The following is a 17,488-nucleotide window of genomic DNA, read 5'->3' as shown; positions in this document are numbered from 1 at the left end:
CAATAGACAATGCAGATTATGTCAATGTTTTTAGGGTTCGGCTTCAATGAAAAAAGTCACATCTGCTCTTATTGTCGGGCTCGCGGCGGGAGCATTCGGGATGGCTATTTTTAGCCGTACCCAAGAAGAAACTCCTGCTCCTCCTTCTGTTGTCCAGACCGCCCCTCTCGCTACTAAAGTGTTTGATCCGCCTTCGGCTGAATCGGCTCCAGCCGATGCGCTCGGTGATGCCATCCGGCTGGGCGCGCGGCTGATGACACATACGGCGCAGGAAGCCCCACAATATGTCGGCAACGGACTGGCGTGCAGCAACTGTCACCTTGACGCGGGACGCAAAGCGGGTGCAGCTCCGCTTTGGGCAGCTTTTGTCAATTTCCCAGCTTTTCGGAAGAAAAATGGTGAGATCAACAGTTTTCAAAAGCGCGTTCAGGACTGTTTTTTATATAGTATGAACGGGACGCCGCCGCCGCTGGGTAGCCGTGAACTCCTTGCAATTGAAAGCTATGCGGCGTTCATGGCGCGTGGTTTGCCGAGCGGTATTTCACCTCCTGGCCGGGGATTTCCGAAACTCGCTGCTCCCGCTAAAGCCGGTGATGATATTCGAGGTGCCCAAATCTATTCGGAAAAGTGCAGCGCCTGCCACGGTGCCGACGGAGCTGGCCAGCGCCTATCAGATGACATGGTCTATCCTGCCTTATGGGGTCCACAATCCTATAATTGGGGTGCGGGCATGGCGACAATCGATAAGGCCGCTGCGTTCATTCGTGCCAACATGCCGCAGGGACAAGAGGGCAGTTTGACCGTTCAGGAGGCATGGGACGTTGCGACCTATATCGACGGCCGTGTGCGCCCGCAGGATCCACGTTTCGCAAAGAGTCCTCAGGCGACAAGGGCTCTGCACCACGACTCGCCCTTTTCCCGCTATGGCACGCGCGTCGATGGCATTTTGCTTGGTGATCCGGCAACGACGCCAGCGGCGGGGAAACGCCAATAGGGCACATCGATCGATAAACTGGAATTTTGCCTTTTCTATTCTGAAAAATATCGAAGTTCATTGAGATTGAAATTGCAGTTTAAAAAACTGGTTTGGGCTACTCTTCTGAAATCCACAGATTGTGGCTGTCGATCCTGATTTGTGTAATCGCCCGAAGCGCTTCGGTGCGTGCGATCGCTTCGGCACGAAAGGCGTCGTGGGTCTGGCGTTCAGCGAGCAGCAGATCCGACAAATCCATTGCGGCCAAATCATAGCCGCGTCGCATTTTCAGGACGGCTTCTACCTGCGCGTTCATTCCTTCGCGGCTCCGCACCCAGCTATCCCATGCCGCACTGGCCCGGGCAAAGTTGCCGTCAGCCATTTCCTGAACGTCGAAGCGAACGGCTGCCAGTTCTGCCATGGCGGCAGCGGCTTCCGATGCACTGCGTTCTGCCACTGCCTTACGGTGGCCGCCACCAATTGGCATTGACACCACGACCGCGGCACCACGTTCAGCTCCGTCCCGCTCGCTAAAGGCGCGCAGGCCAACGCTTGGGTCAGCCCAGCGATCACGCCGCGCCCGTTCGGACAGCGTTGCCAGCCGGTCGGCTTCGGCTTGGGCCGCGCCAATTTCATGGCTGCGCTCGATCACCTGATCGCGCATCGCCGCAAAACCCAATGCTGGGATTTCAGGTAAAGGCAGTTCTTCAGGTGTTTCAGGCAAGGTCATCGACGGGAATTGCGCCTGCAATCGCGCCTTTGCCAATGCTACCCGGCCCTGCGATTGCGTCGCCATAAGCCGGGCATTACCCAACGCGGCTTCGGCTTGATCGGCCTCAAGCTGCGCTGCATCGCGCAGCTCCACCCGGCGCTTTATGCCTGCGAGCGCTTGTTCCAGATTGGCGACGCCCTGTTTGTCGACGGCTGCTTCTGCGTTCGCTCCAAGCCAGCCCCACCACAGCTCTGACAACAGTAACGCTGCCTGATGCTTGGCATCCTCCCAGCGATTTTCAGCTGCCGAAATACCGAACTCTCCAGCCTTGCGGTCAAGTCGTGATTTTCCGGGCAGACGAAGTCCGCGAGAAAGCGTGGCGTCATATTCATTATACCGTCCCTCCCGGTCAACTGACCGACTGATATAACTGCCGCTCACCGAAAATTCATGAGGTCCGGATTTGAGCGCCCGCGCATCTGCTTCGGCAACGCCGATACGCGCTTTGGCCGCTTCGACCGAAGGATGGGCGTCGAGGGCAGTCTGAACTAACGCTTCCGGGGGCAGGCCCGGTTCGGCGAAAGCTGCGTGCGATACGCCGAGCAAAAGAGCTAGGATCAAGCGCTTCATGCTGTCTCTCCCGCCGGATGTTCAAGGTCGCCCGCTTCGCGCTCTGCCGTACTTTCGCCAAAGCGTTCATACAGCATCGGTAGCAGGAACAGTGTGAGTAGCGTGGATGTAACCAGTCCGCCAATTACGACGATAGCCAGCGGCTTCTGAATTTCGGAGCCCGGGCCGCTGGCGAAGAGCAGCGGCACCAGCCCGAACGCTGCAATGCTGGCGGTCATCAGAACGGGCCGAAGCCGGCGTTCCGCGCCTTGGCGCACGGCCAGCGCAAGCGGAATACCCTCTTGCCGCAATTGCCGGAAATAGCTGACCATGACGAGACCGTTGAGCACGGCAATACCCAGCAGCGCGATAAAGCCGACGGATGCCGGAACCGAGAGATACTCGCCCGATATCGCCAGGCTGATGATGCCACCAACGGCTGCGAAAGGAATGTTGGCGATGATCAGCAGCGACGCCCGCACCGAATTCAGCGTGGCATAGAGCACGACAAAGATCAGCAATACCGCAATCGGAAGCACGATCATCAATCGGGCTGAAGCGCGTTGCTGGTTTTCAAACTGGCCGCCCCATACAATCCGGTAGCCGGGCGGCAATTTCACATTTGTGCCGATGTCCGCCTTGGCTTCTTCGACATAGCCAACCAAATCGCGCCCCGAGACAAACGCCTGCACAAGCGCAAAACGCGAACCATTTTCATGTTCCAGCTTCACCGGCCCCGCAATTTGAGCAACTGTGGCGACATCACTGGTCCTGACTAATTGGCCGGACGGCGCGCGATATATCTGATCGGTAAAGCTTGCTGGATCGATCCCTTCGCTTCCCGCGCCCTTGATCACGATTGGCACGCGGCGATTGCCATCGGCAACGACGCCTGCGCGCACGCCTTCGACATCGGCGCGCATCATGTCTTGCAGCATATCGACTGGCATCCCTGCGCGTCCTGCAGCCAGACGGTCAATATCGATCTGGAGATAGTCGACGGTATCATTAGCGACCGTCATGGCTTCAGTGGTCCCCTTAATCTGCTGCAGGCGGGTTTGAATTTCTCCCGAAATACGCGACAGTTCCTTAAGGTCGGGCCCAAACAACTTAATCGCCAAATCTCCGCGCGCGCCGGTCAGCATTTCGGAAATACGCATTTCGATAGGCTGGGTGAAACTGGGTTCGATACCGGGTAGATCATCCAAGACTTTGCGGATTTCCTCCACCAGCCAATCCTTGTCCTGTACCCTCCATTCTTCACGCGGTTTTAGCCGCATGAAGCTGTCGGTCTCATTCGGACTCATCGGATCAAGGCCGAGTTCGTCGCTACCGACGCGAGCGATAATGTCGGTCACTTCGGGCACTTGCGACAGGATGGCACGCTGCACTTTCAAATCACCTTCGAGGCTGTGATCGATGCTGATGCTGGGATATTTGGCGAGTTGGACGAGTGTCGAGCCCTCGTCCATTGTTGGCAAGAATGTCTTGCCGGTTATTGTAAATGCACCGCCAGCCACCACGAGTGATGCTACCGCAATGCCGGACACCAGCCGCCGGTTGGCGAAGGCCTTTTCCAGCAGGCTATGATAACGCGGACCGATTTGCCGCATCAGCCACGGTTCATGATGACCTTCGGCTCGCTTCAATCCGAAATAAGCGAGCACCGGAATTAAGGTGAGCGATAGCAATAGTGCCGACATCAGTGATAATATGATGGTCAGCGCAACCGGCCCGAACAGCTTGCCTTCCAGTCCTTCCAGCGTCAGCAGCGGCAGGAATACAAGCGCAATAATCAGCATGCCTGAGGCGACCGGAGTCGCCACCTCGGCAGCAGAAACAAATACGGCTTGAAGCTTGCTTTGATGACGATGTTTGGGATCCGAAAGCCGTTCAACGACATTTTCGACGACAACCACCGCGCCGTCGACCAATATCCCGACTGCGATAGCGAGCCCGCCGAGGCTCATCAGATTCGCGGTAAGGCCAATCGAGCCCATGACGATAAAGGTCAGCAACGCCGCCATCGGCAGAGCGACCGCAACGATGATGGCAGCGCGCACATCACCCAAAAACAGCAGCAAGAGAATAACCACAAGCACAGTGGCTTCAAGCAATGCTGACTCAACTGTGCCTACCGCGCGCCCGATCAGGTCTGACCGGTCGTAGAAGTCGTCGATGGCCATGCCCTTGGGGAGGCTGGTTTTGATTTCATCCAGGCGCGCTCGCACTCCTGACACAACCTTGCTGGCATCGGCGCCACGCAGGCCGATGACGAGGCCCTGAACTGCCTCGCCTTTGCCGTTTTTCGTCACCGCACCATAACGTGTCAAAGCGCCGGTGCGGACGTTCGCAACATCACTGACGCGGAGAACCGAGCCTCCCGCTGCGCGGACCACGACCGAGGAAAGATCTTCCAAAGAACGGACAGCACCGACGGCGCGGACGATCAGCGATTCTTCGCCGACTTTCAGCCGCCCTGCGCCATCGTTGCGGTTGCTGCTTTCGATTGCGCTTCGCAGGTCTTCGACGCTAAGACCGGCGGCGGAAAGCGCCGCATTGTCAGGGCGCACCTCGAATGTCTCGACAAATCCGCCAAGCGCGTTGACGTCGGCCACGCCGGGAACCGTGCGTAGAGCCGGACGGATGATCCAGTCGAGCACCCGGCGCTTTTCGGCGAGTGTTTGCGGGCCTTCGACGGTAAACATATACATGTCGGACAGCGGCGTCGAAATCGGCGCCATACCCCCCTCGACAGTTACCGGCAGGTCCCCCGACACGTTGGACAGGCGCTCGGCAATCTGGCTGCGCGCCCAGTAAATGTCGGTGCCGTCCTTGAAGTCGATGGTGATATCGGCAATCGCATATTTGGCAACCGAGCGCAGGTTGGCTTGGTCCGGAATGCCGAGCATTTCCATTTCGATTGGGGTAATAACGCGGCTCTCGACCTCTTCGGGGGTCATCCCTGGGGCCTTCAGAATGATCTTCACCTGAGTCGAACTAATGTCCGGGAAGGCGTCGATTGGCAGATTGGCAAAGGACCACCCGCCCCAGCCAGCCAGTGCCAAAGCGATCCCGATGACGGCTAGGCGAAATGCCAGCGCCTGCTCGACCAAACGGCGTAACATCGCTTATTCCCCGCCCAATATGACTTTGAGTTCCGAAATACCCGAAGTTGCTACCTTTTCACCCGGCTTGAGGCCAGCCGATAACACGGCTTGGTCGGACGTCCGGCTTGCCACAGTCACAGCGCGCTGTTCAAAGCCCTTCGAAGTCCGCACGAACACGATGTCTTTGTCGCCCATCCGAGTCACTGCCGCCGCCGGTATGCTGGTGCCCGGTGTTGGACTTGTTCCCTTGAGCAACGCCGTGACCGCCTTGCCGCTTACCAGTGCAGGCGATGTGTCCAGACGTGCCTTTGCCAGCAGGGAACGCGTAACTGGATCGATTGTGCCGCTAACCGATATGATGCTGCCCCGAACCGGCTCGCCGCCCGCGACCGCTACTTCCACAACCATTCCGGGAAAGACGCTGTTGGCCATTCGCTCGGGCAGTTGCAGGTCGAGCATCTGGGCCGAGGTATTCTCGACGACAAATGGGGCAGTCATACCATCAACAGGCCCGCCGGTCTGGACGTTGACCATCGCCAGCCGTCCGGTGATGGGCGCGCGGAGCGTCATCTCACCGCTCGCATTTGCACCCGATTGATTGAGAACTCGGGCATTCTCTGCGACATCAACCTGCGCTTGGCGGACCGCCGATTGAGCTTCGTCACCGCGTGCGCCGGCAATGATGCCTTCGCGCACCAATTGTCCGGTCCGGGCCGCTGTCGCCTGTGCCAGATCGAGCCGTGCGCGTGCTCTTGCAAGCTCTGCTCCATATTGGACGGGTTCGCGGCTGCGCACGATTGCAAGGGCTTGCCCTTGGCGTACCGCCTGACCTGGCACCACAAAAAGTCGGATGACCGAACCCGTGAACGGCGCAGTTACAGCGACCCGCGCTTCGGGCGGAAGCGTGACCGTGGCTGGTACCGTTCCAAGGGCAATATTGGATGCGACGGCTGCTGTTGCAGTTACAATACCCAGCTTCTCGATTTGTGCTGCTGTTATCACGCCAGATTCGGCGGCTGGGGGTGGAGCGGTTGTCCTGTCAGGAGTGTCTGGACTGGCCCACCACAATATACCAGCGATAAGCATGACCGCTGCCAAACCGAGTATGAAAATCGAGCGTCTGTTTATCATTTTTGACGTTTCGCTTACGAATCTGACAAAAAGCTGACAAAATGTCAGGGTGCCGTCAGATTTGGTGGCCAGACGAAAAATATAAAAAAGCGAGTCAATGATGCGCGTATTGCTTGTGGAGGATGATCCCGAACTTCGCCGACGGTTATCCGAACGGCTGCAACGTGCAGGTATCGCCGTAGATTGTGCATGCAACGCTGAAGAGGCACGACTGTGGCCCGACATCGAAGCTATGGCTGCAATTATTCTCGACCTCGGGCTACCCGATAGCGATGGCCTCGACCTGTTACGCTATTGGCGTGCCGGGGCAGCGTCATTACCGATATTAATTCTCACCGCACGGGGTGGATGGCGTGACAAGGTTGAAGGGTTGAATGCCGGAGCTGATGATTTTTTGGTAAAACCCGTTCGGTTCGAAGAGTTGCTGGCCCGCATCCATGCCATGTGTCGCAGGCACGATGGTCGGGCTGCATCAGCATTAACCGCGGGCGATCTATCGCTCGATCCGGTCGGTAAAATGGTTACGCTTGGCGATACAGCGCTGCTATTGAGCCGAAAGGAATTCAATCTCTTACATCATTTTCTTCGTCGCCCCCACCAGATCCATTCGCAAGCCGTTCTCGTTGAACTACTTTATGCACTCGACACCGAGCGTGATCATAACGCCGTCGAAGCGCATGTCAGCCGGTTGCGGCGAAAGATCGGGAAAGCACGGATTCAGACGGTGCGTGGCATGGGTTACAAATTCATTCCATGAATATTCGAATCAACAGCCTTCGTGACCGGTTTCTGATCGCAATTCTATTGTGGGTGGCGCTTGGCATAGGGGCAATCTGGGTCTCGTCCGTCCGTCTGTTCAGCCTGCATGTCGAAGCGCAATATCATGAAGAACTGGAGGTTCATGTGAAGGAACTTGCGGGACTGACAGTGCTCGATGAAAAGGGTAGCCCACAACTGACGCGACCACTTTCCGACCCGCGTTATGCGGTCCCGTTGTCGGGCTTTTACTGGCAAGTGACGCGACCGGGTTTCGGGACGCTCAAGTCGCCATCAATGACTCGCGGGGCTCTTGATTATGACATCGCACATTCGCCCAATGTCCTGCATTATGTGGCGAACGGTCCAACCGGGCAGACAATAGTATATGGACTGGTCCGTCCGACAACGACAGGTGCGCCGACCCACTTCGTGATTGCAACCGACGAACGGCATTTGAAACGCATCATCTCGGCGTTCACGCGAGAATTAACGGTCTGGTTAGCGCTGCTCGCACTGGCGTTGATCGCGAGCGGATTTGCCATCATCACATTCGGATTGCGGCCGTTTGGTCGGCTAGCCAGCGGTATTCGTGCCTTGCGGGCGGGCAAAGCGAGTATGATTGACGGGTCTTATCCCGACGAGATTCAGGAAGTCGTCACCGATCTCAATGCTTACGCGAGCCGAAATACAGCTATTGTGGAACGCGGACGCGTGCAGGCAGGCAATTTGGCGCATTCGTTACGAACGCCTCTGGCTGTTGTTACCGACGAGGCCGAACGAATGGTAGAGACCGGCACTGCTGGCGATCAGGCACAGATATTTCTTGACCAGACGCAAGCGATGCAGAGACAGATTGATTATCATTTGGCCAGAACCCGGTCGGGAGGGTCACGTCAGGCGATAGGTGCGCATACGTCGTTATCTGACATACTCCCGCCGCTACTCAGCGCTATGACACGAATTTATCCAGCCAAATCTTTCCGGGCCACAGAGGCGATAGCTACTGCAAAGAACATTGCGTGTGACCCGGAAGATTTGAGTGAAATTTTGTCCAATCTTCTCGATAATGCCGGCAAGTGGGCAGCCAAGAAAATTACCATTCGCTTTTATGAAACGAGTAAGGCATCGATAATTGAGATTGAGGATGATGGCGACGGCGTCGGCCCCGATGTCCTCGACCAGATATTCGAAATCGGCGTGAGCCAGTGTGACAGAGCTGGCGATTCCGGCCTCGGCCTCCCAATATCCCGCGACATTGCCCGCGATTATGGTGGGGATATCACAGTTGCGAATGCACCAAATGGCGGCTTAATAGCTAAAATCGTTCTGCCCCTGTTACGATGACGGGCCAAACCTAATCAGCTTGTTTCTAAGCAATGGCGCTAGCCAGCCATGCCTTACCTTGCATCATGACTCCTCGGCCCGCTTCATAATGGTTCTGAAACAACTCAATCAAATCCGCCTCAGCTGCCGAGCGAACATCTGCGCCTTGTTCATCTAGCGCGCGTCCAACGGCCATTGACGACAATATGAATGAGACGGCGTCTTGCGGTGTGACATTTACACCGCCAATCGGCTGAAGTCCTTGATAGGCCGACACGTTCACATTTGAAAAACCACCGCTTGCGAGGATCTCATTTAGATAGTCGAGGTCTTCGAATGCAAATGGGCCAGGTGTGCGGGGGACAGCCGGCGGTATGTCTACATAACGGCGGACGATGCTCATCATCTCCATCATCCACAGATTGTCACGCGGCGGTCCCCAAACAGCGAGATCAATGCGCGCGCTGGGGCGCAGCAAGCTGTGCAAATTGGCGAAAGCCTTATGCGGTTCGGGAAAAAACATGCTGCCAAAGCGCGAGAAGAGCCGGTCGAATGGTTTGTCGTCGAATTGAACTGTCGACGCGTCAGCGCAGATGAAGCGGATATTGCTGACACCGGCATCGTTGGCGCGCTGTGTAGCCGCCGTCGTCAAATCGGGTGAAATGTCGATACCAAGGACCTCGCCCGAAGGTGCAACCGCCTGCGCAATGGCAATTGTTGTCCCGCCACCACCGCAGCCGATATCGAGCACGCGCTCGCTGTGTTTGTAATCTGCCTGTTTGAGCAGAGCCTCACCAATCGGAGCGATCATGCCTTCGAACCGCTCGAGATTAGCGAGCCATTTGGCACCCATCTCGCCCGCCCAATCTTCGCCCTTCAATGCTTCTGGGCTGCTGTCGATCTCGGTCATTCTAACTCTCTCCATCAAGCCTTTGCATTAAAGATAGTGACTAATTACTATCTTTAATGCAAAGTACAATGCATGTATCAAACAAAACTTCCGGCCGAAATGAGGCGAGCAGTTACCGTCGAGGCGGTGATTGCGCTGGCGGCAAAAACAAATCCCGCCGATATAACGACCGCGCAAATTGCAGCGCATATGGGTGTTTCCCAAGGTGCCCTTTTCCGCCATTTCGCAGATAAGCAAGCGGTCTGGACAGCGGTTATGGATTGGACAGCCGATACGCTATTGGCCCGCTTCGACGCGGTTACGGGCGCAACACCCGTCGACCGGTTGCGCGCTATTTTTACGACGCACATCGCATTTGTTGTCGAACATGTGGGTGTACCCCGGATCCTGTTTGGCGAGTTGCAGCGTGATAGCGACGCCCCCGGCAAGGCGCGGGTACGCGCGTTGATGACCGGATATCGAGACAGGGTGATAAACCTGCTTGAACAAGCCAAGGCTCAGGGGCTGATAAAAGAAACAACCGACTGCTCTGCGGCCGCATCGATGTTTTTGGGCATGGTGCAGGGCCTTGCGATGCAGGCGATGGCTGCCGACGATTTCGATAATATGCCCGCCGTTTCCTTGCGGATGTTCGATCTATTTCTCGATGCTTTGGGCGCAGCGACATGAAATTGGCATTTACGATAAGCCGAAGGGGCTGGCTGCTTTTGGCCGTTCTGATGCCGCTTCTTTTGCTATTTGCATGGGTGGCCTTGCGCTCCGGTCCATTGGCGCCCGTGAATGTCACAGTCGTGCAGGTCGAAGAACGCGCCATTTCGCCAGCCTTATTTGGCATCGGCACCGTTGAAGCCCGTTACACGCAGAAAGTTGGTCCAACTGCTGCGGGCAGGGTCAGCATGGTCGCAGTCGATGTAGGTGACATTGTAAAAGAAGGACAGTTGCTCGCGCAAATTGATCCTGTCGACCTTGACCAACGGATTGATGCCGCTGCCGGAGGTTCCGCGCGTTCAGCAGCACTGGAGCAAGCGGCGGTTGCGCAGATTGCTGATGCAACCGCCCGCGTTGCGCTCGCGCAAAACCAGGCTGCCCGAACAGAAAAATTGAAGGAAGGTGGCTGGGTCACCGATGCCATGGTCGATCAGCGTCGACAGGAGTTGGCAGCAGCCCGCGCAAGCCTTGCAGCCGCCAAGGCCAATCGCAACGCCGCTGGGCAAGATCGCGCAAGGCTCGGTGCCGAAAGGGCTGCTCTGGTCCAGCAAAAGGTCAATCTGCGCCTCGTAGCGCCGCACGCGGGACTTGTGGTGCGGCGGGCAGTTGAACCCGGGACAACCGTAGTTGCAGGGCAAGCAGTGATTGAAATCATCGATCCGAGCCAATTGTGGATCAATGTAAGGTTCGACCAGACACAATCGGCCGGGCTTGCGGCAGGGTTGCCGGTGCGCATCGTCCTGCGTTCTCGTCCCGAACGCCAGGTGCCAGGCATCATTGAACGCGTAGAGCCTATGGCCGATGCGCTGACGGAGGAAGTGCTCGCGAAAGCAAAATTTTCTCTTGTCGAAGGGATTCCGTCGATTGGTGAGCTTGCAGAAGTAACCGTGGCTTTACCAGCCCGTGCCCGGACATCGGCCATCCCGAATGCGGCCGTGCACCGCGTCGATGGTCAGGTCGGGGTTTGGGTGATCCGCGGTGGCGATCTGGAGTTTGTAAAGGTTAAGATCGGCGCGCAGAATCTGGATGGATGGGTTCAGATTCTGGATGGTCTCGAAATCGGCGAACAGACTGTCCTTCACAGCGCAAAGGCGCTTTCAGCAAACAGCCGGTTTAGCATCGTCAGATCATTGCCATGATCAGTCTGGCCGGCCGCGATATCCTGCATGGTTGGGGTAAATTCGTGCTCACCGGTGTTGGTTTGGGCCTGTTGATTGGCGTAACATTATCGATGGCCGGGGTCTACCGGGGGATGGTTGATGATGCCCAGGCACTGCTCGATAACAGCCATGCCGACCTATGGGTGGTGCAAAAGGATACGCTTGGCCCTTATGCGGAACCATCGAGCCTGCCCGAAGACAGCGAGCGACCGATTCAGGCCATGCGCGGCGTCGCGCAAGCGGCCGGCGTCACCTACCTCACGATGCAGATTGCCCAAGGCGACAAGGACGTACGGGTGATGGTTGTTGGAACCGAAATGGGCGAGCCTGGGATGCCAGGCCAACCCACGCATTTGATTGCCGGACGCCAGATTGTGCGGGGCCATTATGAGGCAGTGGCCGATATTAAGAGTGGTTTTGCAATAGGTGACCGCGTAAAAGTTCGGCGCAATTTCTATACCGTCGTCGGATTGACGAGCCGAATGGTATCATCGGGTGGTGACCCGATGCTGTTTTTGTCACTGAAAGATGCGCAGGCCGCCCAGTTCCAGAAAGACAGCGATGCGATTGTCAGGCAGCGTGCGCGCACTGAAGCCAATCCGCAGCTGAACCCGCCAGGCAATCCGGCGGTTGCTGCAGCAGTAAACGCGGTTCAGTCGGGCAGCACCAATGTTAACGCCGTCCTGGTCACCATAACGCCCGATACCGATCCCGATCTGGTCGCCGATGCGATCCGTCGTTGGCAGCGTCTAACCGTCTATACCCGTGCGGAAATGGAAGAGATACTCGTCCAGAAACTGATTGCCAATTCGGCGCGGCAAATTGCCATGTTCCTTGTCATCCTGTCCATCGTCAGTGCGGCCATCGTGGCCTTCATCATCTACACTATGACAATCGGCAAAATCCGCGAAATTGCCGTGCTGAAACTGATTGGAACACGCAACCGCACGATTTCGTGGATGATCCTGCAGCAGGCACTGGGGCTTGGGCTGATCGGCTTTGTCGTGGGTAAAATCGCTGCCAGCCTTTGGGCACCATTTTTCCCGAAATTTGTCTTGTTATTACCGGCGGATTCGATCCGGGGCTTTTTTGCGGTCATGCTGATTTGCGCTTTGGCGAGTGTGCTCGCCATTCAGGCAGCTCTCAAGGTGGATCCGGCGGAGGCTATCGGTGGCTGACGGCATTACACTTGAGAATGTCGTGAAAACCTATGGAAACGGTGACACCGCCGTTCATGCGCTGCGCGGTGTCAATATGTCAGTGGCCAAAGGCGAAGTTGTGGGGCTCATTGGACCATCGGGCTCGGGCAAGAGCACTTTGCTCAAATGCCTTGGTGCAGTAATCGAGCCTACCTCGGGTAAAATGACGATTGGTGACCAGTGCATTTACGATAATGGCTGGAAAGTGCGCGATTTGCGGGCGCTGCGCCGTGATCTTATCGGCTTTATTTTCCAGGCACCATATCTGATTCCGTTCCTGGATGTGACCGATAACGTCGCGTTGCTGCCCATGTTAGCTGGTAAGCCCAATGCGATGGCTAGGAAAATGGCCCGTGACCTGCTCGATGCGCTGGATGTCGGTCACCGCGCCGCCGCCATGCCCTCACAGCTTTCCGGCGGGGAGCAGCAGCGCGTTGCGATTGCCCGCGCGCTGATCAATCGCCCGCCTGTCATCCTCGCTGATGAACCTACAGCGCCGCTTGACGGCCAACGCGCGCTGGCAGTTGTGGCGCTGCTCAACGACATGGCACAACAATTTGACACGGCGATTATCATTGTCACCCACGACGAGAAAATCATCCCGACCTTCAAGCGGCTTTACAACATCCGCGAAGGAGTGACGGTCGAGGAGATACCTCAAGGCATTGCACCACCTGCATCCGCCGATGCGTTGTTCGAAAGTGACGCAGCGCGAGACAAGATGTAGGGGCCGCGCAAGATGACAGCAATGCGCGCCATTACTTTGCAGCGGCGGTCAAGCGTGTTATCCCACGACACAGTGGCAGTTGAACCCGGCAAACGATCAGACTTAGAAATTCCGCCTTTAAGGAGGCTTTCGATAGGCTGGACGTCTTGAGCGAAACCTTTATCAGTTTGCGCCCGTACGCAGCGACCGCATTATTGGGCACCCGACGGAAAAAGGACCACGTTTTTCCGCGAAGAATTAATCGATGGGTCTGAGCCATAGCCGCCATGCCCTTGTATACCACTAATGTATACCATCGCCATAAGCTAACTATCTGGTAGAGATAATGTTTTTTAGGGACAACGCTTTAAGAAAGCGTTGGTGGAGCCTAGGGGAGTCGAACCCCTGACCTCTACACTGCCAGTGTAGCGCTCTACCAGCTGAGCTAAGGCCCCGAACGCCGCGATATAGGGCGGCTGTATAATTCAGAGGCGCGCCTTTAGCCGCACTGCCCCTGCATTTGCAAGCGGGAAAATGGCAATGCCACCTTCCCGCCTGTTCAATCCTTATTGCTCGTCGCCATCGTCGTCGGTGCCGGCAACGCCAAGGTCGTCATCGCCGCCCAGGTCGACGTCATTGTCAGGCGAGACGTCGCCGTCGACAGCATCGACATCGATGTCGAGATCATCGTCGCCCAGATCAGCATCGTCCTGTTTCTTTTCGACTTCCTCGAACGGCAGCGGCTGCTTTGATTTCAGCACCGGCTCAGGCGTCCACTGGTTGCCGCACTCGATGCATTCAACCGGTTCGTCCTTGGTCAGATCGTAGAATCGCGTGCCGCATTTCGGGCAGGTGCGCTTGGTTCCCCATTCAGCCTTCACCATGGTGGGCCTATAATCCTTTCAAAATTGCGTGAAATGCGGTCTCGCGGAGGAGACTCGCTGCAAACAGGCGCCGCCCTTGCCACAGCGGAGCGCGCCTGTCAAAAATTAGTGTAATCGTTGACTTGAAGGCAGTGTGAAAGCAAAGCACCTCGCCTATGTACAGCACCCATCCCCGTCCCGCCTCTTTCGCCGCTCGCGGTCCGCTTTGCGGCACGGTAAAGGTGCCCGGTGACAAGTCGATCAGCCACCGGTCGTTGATGCTGTCAGCACTTGCCATAGGCGAGAGCCGGGTGACCGGATTACTCGAGGGCGAGGATGTACTTGCCACTGCGGCAGCAATGCGTGCGATGGGCGCGACCATCGAACGCACCGGCGAAGGCGAATGGCGCATTAACGGCGTCGGCGTCGGCGGATTGCTGCAACCGCAGAACGCGCTGGACATGGGCAATAGCGGCACCTCGACGCGATTGCTGATGGGTTTGGTCGCAAGCCATGCAATCACCGCCACCTTTATTGGCGACGCCAGCCTGTCGAAACGGCCGATGGGCCGGGTGATCGACCCGCTTTCGCTGACAGGCGCCGAGTTCAACGCCAGCCCGGGAGGTCGCCTGCCATTGATGGTGCGGGGGATGTGTCCGGCGGTGCCAATTGGCTACCGTCTGCCCGTCGCCTCGGCTCAGGTAAAGTCTGCTGTTCTACTGGCAGGGCTCAATACGCCCGGCATTACCGAAGTGATCGAACCAGTGCCGACACGCGACCATAGCGAGCGGATGCTGGCAGGTTTTGGCGCTGACCTGATGGTCGAAACCGATGCAGATGGTGTCCGGCATATCCGCCTCGTCGGCGAGGCTGAATTGAAACCGCAGACCTTAGAAGTTCCGGGTGACCCATCTTCCGCGGCGTTTCCGATCGTCGCCGCACTCATTACCCCGGGCAGCGAAGTCACCGTAACCCATGTTGGCATGAACCCGACCCGCACCGGCATATACAAAATGCTGGAGACGATGGGCGCGGATCTCACATATTCGAACGAGCGTGTTGTGGGGGGCGAACCGGTTGCGGATATTACAGCGCGACATTCGGCGTTGAAGGGAATCGAAGTGCCGCCCGAGGTCGCTCCAAGCATGATCGATGAATTTCCCGTGTTCTTCGTCGCTGCCAGCATGGCTGAAGGGCGGACAGTGACCAGCGGTCTCGACGAACTGCGCGTCAAGGAAAGCGACCGCCTGGCACTGATGGCCACCGGCTTGAAAGCCATTGGCGCGACAGTCGAGGAACGTGAGGACGGCCTTGTCATCGACGGCACCGGCGGAGAACCGCTTGAAGGCGGCGCCACAATTGCCAGCGCGCTCGACCATCGCATTGCCATGAGCTTCGCAGTCGCCGGGCAACATTGCTACCACGCAGTTACAGTCGACGACGTGTCGCCAATTGCCACCAGCTTCCCGACCTTTGAGGCGATGCTGGCGGGGCTTGCTGGCGCATGATCATAGCGGTCGACGGTCCCACCGCCTCTGGCAAAGGCACCATATCGAAGGCTCTGGCGGCGCATTATGGTCTGCCTTGGCTCGACACCGGACTGCTCTATCGCGCGGTGGGACGGCAGGTAGCGTTGAATGGTGGCAATGCCGACAATTCCGCAGACGCGGTCGCTGCATGCGACTTTCCCGACGAATTGCTCGATGATCCTGTGCTACGCGACGAGGCGACCGGCGGGCTGGCCAGCCGCGTATCGGTCCATCCGGAGGTACGCGCTGCGCTGAACAAGCGTCAGGTCGACTTTGCCAACCAGCCCGAAGGCGCGGTGCTCGACGGACGCGATATCGGAACGGTGATCGCCCCACATGCCGAAGTAAAACTCTTCGTCACTGCCTCCGCCGAAATCCGGGCCGAGCGCCGCTTCAAGGAAATGCAGGGGCGTGGACAGGATGTCGATTATGAAACTATCCTCGCAGATATCCGCGCCCGCGACAAACGCGACAGCGAACGCGCCGATGCCCCGCTGAAAGCTGCGGAAGACGCACACTTGCTTGATACCGGCAATTTGACTATAGGCGCGGCCGTTCAAAGGGCGATTGCACTGGTGGACGCGAAGATAGAGAATCGGCCCGCATAGAGGCCGGCCAAGCTAACATAGAATGTTCGGGCATGCGGCAAGACGCCAATGGCGTAACTTGCACCGCATTGTCCTGTTCGCGTTGGTATCTATCAAATCGCTGAAATCAAAGCAAAAGTCTGGAGAATGCCTTTGCAGCATGGGGCTGTATTGGCAGTCTGGTCAAAGACCATCGGAACCAACCGATTGGCCGGATAAAGCGTAAGTAAGGAACTCTAACCATGGCAACTTCGCCTAACCCTACCCGCAACGATTTTGAAGCGTTGCTCAACGAATCACTCGGTGGTGCAGAAGGTGGCTTTGAGGGCCGCGTCGTCAAAGGCACCGTAACCGCAATCGAAAACGACTTCGCGATGATCGATGTCGGCCTCAAGAGCGAAGGCCGTGTGGCCCTGCGCGAATTCTCGATGCCCGGCCAGAAAGCTGACCTCAATGTCGGTGACGAAGTCGAAGTTTATGTCGACCGCGTCGAAAACATGAACGGCGAAGCCGTGCTGTCGCGCGACCGCGCGCGCCGCGAAGCCGCTTGGGACAAGCTGGAAGGCGAATTCGCCGCTGGCAACCGCGTCGATGGCGTTATCTTTGGCCGCGTGAAGGGCGGCTTCACTGTCGACCTCGGCGGCGCCGTTGCGTTCCTTCCCGGCTCGCAGGTGGATGTTCGCCCCGTGCGCGACGTTGGCCCCTTGATGGACATTGCACAGCCCTTCCAGATCCTGAAGATGGACCGTCGCCGCGGCAATATTGTTGTTTCGCGTCGCGCCATCCTTGAAGAGACTCGTGCTGAACAGCGTTCGGGCCTGATCCAGAACCTGACCGAAGGCCAGATTATCGAAGGCGTCGTCAAGAACATCACCGATTATGGTGCGTTCGTTGATCTGGGCGGCATCGATGGCCTGCTGCACGTCACCGACATCAGCTACAAGCGCATCAACCACCCGTCGGAAATGATCAACATCGGCGATACCGTGAAGGTGCAGATCGTCCGCATCAACCGCGATACACAGCGCATCAGCCTTGGCATGAAGCAGCTGGAATCGGATCCGTGGGAAGGTGCCGTTGCGAAATATCCGGTCGGTGCACGTTTGCATGGCGCCGTTACCAACATTACCGAATATGGTGCCTTTATCGAACTCGAAGCCGGCATCGAAGGCCTGGTCCACGTTTCGGAAATGTCCTGGACCAAGAAGA

15 protein-coding genes and 1 tRNA gene are annotated in these 17,488 nt (G+C 57.3%); 10 read left to right on the top strand and 6 right to left on the bottom strand.

Annotation, left to right across the window (positions count from 1 at the left end; translation table 11 throughout):
- The first annotated feature begins 100 nt into the window (after positions 1 to 100).
- Positions 101 to 994 (top strand): c-type cytochrome, encoded by an 894-nt coding sequence (locus PKC81_RS09540; RefSeq protein ID WP_324335465.1) that lies wholly within the window; start codon positions 101 to 103, stop codon positions 992 to 994.
- Between the two features lie 97 nt (positions 995 to 1,091).
- On the opposite strand, the gene PKC81_RS09535 is transcribed toward PKC81_RS09540, so the two are convergent.
- The 3 genes from PKC81_RS09535 to PKC81_RS09525 are packed head-to-tail and all read right to left on the bottom strand — an operon-like array spanning position 1,092 to position 6,490.
- Entirely contained in the window at positions 1,092 to 2,315 is a 1,224-nt protein-coding gene (locus PKC81_RS09535; protein ID WP_324335463.1) for a TolC family protein, read from the bottom strand.
- A complete protein-coding gene (locus PKC81_RS09530) occupies positions 2,312 to 5,422 on the bottom strand; it encodes a CusA/CzcA family heavy metal efflux RND transporter (RefSeq protein ID WP_324335461.1) in 3,111 nt (1,036 codons plus the stop codon). The genes PKC81_RS09535 and PKC81_RS09530 overlap by 4 nt, the downstream gene beginning before the upstream one ends.
- A gap of 3 nt (positions 5,423 to 5,425) precedes the next feature.
- Positions 5,426 to 6,490 (bottom strand): efflux RND transporter periplasmic adaptor subunit, encoded by a 1,065-nt coding sequence (locus PKC81_RS09525; protein WP_324335459.1) that lies wholly within the window; start codon positions 6,488 to 6,490, stop codon positions 5,426 to 5,428.
- 142 nt (positions 6,491 to 6,632) lie between these two features.
- Here PKC81_RS09525 and PKC81_RS09520 point away from each other — a divergent pair, with 142 nt between their 5' ends.
- Both PKC81_RS09520 and PKC81_RS09515 read left to right on the top strand, forming a co-directional pair.
- The gene (locus PKC81_RS09520; protein WP_324335457.1) at positions 6,633 to 7,292 is read left to right on the top strand and encodes a response regulator transcription factor; all 660 of its coding nucleotides are present in this window, start codon (positions 6,633 to 6,635) and stop codon (positions 7,290 to 7,292) included.
- Positions 7,289 to 8,638 (top strand): HAMP domain-containing sensor histidine kinase, encoded by a 1,350-nt coding sequence (locus tag PKC81_RS09515; RefSeq protein ID WP_324335455.1) that lies wholly within the window; start codon positions 7,289 to 7,291, stop codon positions 8,636 to 8,638. The genes PKC81_RS09520 and PKC81_RS09515 overlap by 4 nt, the downstream gene beginning before the upstream one ends.
- A gap of 25 nt (positions 8,639 to 8,663) precedes the next feature.
- Here the strand turns inward: PKC81_RS09515 and PKC81_RS09510 are convergent, their stop codons facing one another.
- Entirely contained in the window at positions 8,664 to 9,527 is an 864-nt protein-coding gene (locus PKC81_RS09510) for a methyltransferase domain-containing protein (RefSeq protein ID WP_324335453.1), read from the bottom strand.
- A gap of 99 nt (positions 9,528 to 9,626) precedes the next feature.
- Here PKC81_RS09510 and PKC81_RS09505 point away from each other — a divergent pair, with 99 nt between their 5' ends.
- The 4 genes from PKC81_RS09505 to PKC81_RS09490 are packed head-to-tail and all read left to right on the top strand — an operon-like array spanning position 9,627 to position 13,321.
- Positions 9,627 to 10,196: a TetR/AcrR family transcriptional regulator gene (locus PKC81_RS09505; protein ID WP_324335451.1), complete on the top strand. Its 570-nt coding sequence runs from the start codon at positions 9,627 to 9,629 to the stop codon at positions 10,194 to 10,196.
- Positions 10,193 to 11,374 (top strand): efflux RND transporter periplasmic adaptor subunit, encoded by a 1,182-nt coding sequence (locus PKC81_RS09500; protein ID WP_324335449.1) that lies wholly within the window; start codon positions 10,193 to 10,195, stop codon positions 11,372 to 11,374. The genes PKC81_RS09505 and PKC81_RS09500 overlap by 4 nt, the downstream gene beginning before the upstream one ends.
- Positions 11,371 to 12,573 (top strand): ABC transporter permease, encoded by a 1,203-nt coding sequence (locus PKC81_RS09495; RefSeq protein ID WP_324335447.1) that lies wholly within the window; start codon positions 11,371 to 11,373, stop codon positions 12,571 to 12,573. The genes PKC81_RS09500 and PKC81_RS09495 overlap by 4 nt, the downstream gene beginning before the upstream one ends.
- Positions 12,566 to 13,321 (top strand): ABC transporter ATP-binding protein, encoded by a 756-nt coding sequence (locus PKC81_RS09490; protein WP_324335445.1) that lies wholly within the window; start codon positions 12,566 to 12,568, stop codon positions 13,319 to 13,321. Before PKC81_RS09495 ends, PKC81_RS09490 begins: the two co-directional genes overlap by 8 nt.
- A 358-nt stretch (positions 13,322 to 13,679) precedes the next feature.
- Here PKC81_RS09490 and PKC81_RS09485 read toward each other — a convergent pair.
- Together PKC81_RS09485 and PKC81_RS09480 are read right to left on the bottom strand one after the other, a co-directional pair.
- Positions 13,680 to 13,755: transfer RNA gene (locus PKC81_RS09485), tRNA-Ala, on the bottom strand.
- Between the two features lie 111 nt (positions 13,756 to 13,866).
- Entirely contained in the window at positions 13,867 to 14,184 is a 318-nt protein-coding gene (locus PKC81_RS09480) for a TIGR02300 family protein (RefSeq protein WP_324335443.1), read from the bottom strand.
- 155 nt (positions 14,185 to 14,339) lie between these two features.
- Between PKC81_RS09480 and aroA the strand changes: the two genes are divergently transcribed.
- The 3 genes from aroA to PKC81_RS09465 all read left to right on the top strand — a co-directional run.
- Positions 14,340 to 15,671, top strand: coding sequence for a 3-phosphoshikimate 1-carboxyvinyltransferase (aroA, locus tag PKC81_RS09475; protein ID WP_324335441.1), 1,332 nt, complete (start codon positions 14,340 to 14,342; stop codon positions 15,669 to 15,671).
- Positions 15,668 to 16,300: a d(CMP) kinase gene (locus PKC81_RS09470; protein WP_324335439.1), complete on the top strand. Its 633-nt coding sequence runs from the start codon at positions 15,668 to 15,670 to the stop codon at positions 16,298 to 16,300. Before aroA ends, PKC81_RS09470 begins: the two co-directional genes overlap by 4 nt.
- 221 nt (positions 16,301 to 16,521) lie before the next feature.
- Positions 16,522 to 17,488 (top strand): S1 RNA-binding domain-containing protein (locus PKC81_RS09465; RefSeq protein WP_324335437.1); only part of this gene is annotated, 967 nt, incomplete at its 3' end.

This window comes from Sphingorhabdus sp., assembly GCF_035329025.1.
GTDB lineage: Bacteria > Pseudomonadota > Alphaproteobacteria > Sphingomonadales > Sphingomonadaceae > Sphingorhabdus_B.
This window is presented reverse-complemented; position numbering and strand designations above follow the sequence as displayed.

What these genes read in the sequence shown, in the direction of transcription:
- PKC81_RS09470 (WP_324335439.1), top strand. Translation starts at nt 15,668, where the DNA reads ATGATCATAGCGGTCGACGGTCCCACCGCCTCTGGCAAAGGCACCATA.
- PKC81_RS09495 (WP_324335447.1), top strand. Translation starts at nt 11,371, where the DNA reads ATGATCAGTCTGGCCGGCCGCGATATCCTGCATGGTTGGGGTAAATTC.
- PKC81_RS09540 (WP_324335465.1), top strand. Translation starts at nt 101, where the DNA reads ATGGCTATTTTTAGCCGTACCCAAGAAGAAACTCCTGCTCCTCCTTCT.
- PKC81_RS09480 (WP_324335443.1), bottom strand. Translation starts at nt 14,184, where the DNA reads ATGGTGAAGGCTGAATGGGGAACCAAGCGCACCTGCCCGAAATGCGGC.
- PKC81_RS09535 (WP_324335463.1), bottom strand. Translation starts at nt 2,315, where the DNA reads ATGAAGCGCTTGATCCTAGCTCTTTTGCTCGGCGTATCGCACGCAGCT.
- PKC81_RS09500 (WP_324335449.1), top strand. Translation starts at nt 10,193, where the DNA reads ATGAAATTGGCATTTACGATAAGCCGAAGGGGCTGGCTGCTTTTGGCC.
- PKC81_RS09510 (WP_324335453.1), bottom strand. Translation starts at nt 9,527, where the DNA reads ATGACCGAGATCGACAGCAGCCCAGAAGCATTGAAGGGCGAAGATTGG.
- PKC81_RS09525 (WP_324335459.1), bottom strand. Translation starts at nt 6,490, where the DNA reads ATGCTTATCGCTGGTATATTGTGGTGGGCCAGTCCAGACACTCCTGAC.
- PKC81_RS09520 (WP_324335457.1), top strand. Translation starts at nt 6,633, where the DNA reads ATGATGCGCGTATTGCTTGTGGAGGATGATCCCGAACTTCGCCGACGG.
- PKC81_RS09530 (WP_324335461.1), bottom strand. Translation starts at nt 5,422, where the DNA reads ATGTTACGCCGTTTGGTCGAGCAGGCGCTGGCATTTCGCCTAGCCGTC.
- PKC81_RS09505 (WP_324335451.1), top strand. Translation starts at nt 9,627, where the DNA reads ATGAGGCGAGCAGTTACCGTCGAGGCGGTGATTGCGCTGGCGGCAAAA.
- aroA (WP_324335441.1), top strand. Translation starts at nt 14,340, where the DNA reads ATGTACAGCACCCATCCCCGTCCCGCCTCTTTCGCCGCTCGCGGTCCG.
- PKC81_RS09515 (WP_324335455.1), top strand. Translation starts at nt 7,289, where the DNA reads ATGAATATTCGAATCAACAGCCTTCGTGACCGGTTTCTGATCGCAATT.